The 409-nt window shown below is 65.0% G+C and carries 1 protein-coding gene; it reads left to right on the plus strand.

Annotated elements, in window-relative coordinates; genetic code table 11:
- Positions 1 to 409, plus strand: a 409-nt coding sequence (locus EN807_RS32830) for an FAD-dependent oxidoreductase (protein ID WP_189522671.1), incomplete at both ends; no start/stop codon positions are given.

Raw genomic sequence — 409 nt, forward strand, 5'->3', positions numbered from 1 at the left:
CTCCAAGGCGCTGATCCACGCGGCGGAGGAGTTCGAGAAAATAGCGCATATGGCTGATGGCAGGGATCCGCTTGGCATCAAGGTCGCCGCGCCGACGCTCGACCTGGCGAAGACGGTCAGTTGGAAGGACGGCATCGTTAGCCGGCTGAACAACGGCGTGGCCGGATTGCTCAAGAAGGCCAAGGTGAAGACCGTGCATGGCTGGGCGACGTTCCGCGACGGCAAGACCGTCGAGGTCGAAACCGAAATCGGGACGCAGGTCATCCGCGCCGAGACCGTCGTGATCGCCACCGGGTCGGCGCCTGTCGAGCTGCCGTTCCTGCCCTTCGGTGGTCCGGTGATCTCATCCACCGACGCGCTGGCCCTCGGCGAAGTGCCGAACAAGCTCGCGGTCGTCGCCGGCGGTTAT

This window comes from Mesorhizobium sp. M5C.F.Ca.ET.164.01.1.1 (assembly GCF_004792125.1).
Taxonomy (GTDB): domain Bacteria; phylum Pseudomonadota; class Alphaproteobacteria; order Rhizobiales; family Rhizobiaceae; genus Mesorhizobium; species Mesorhizobium wenxiniae.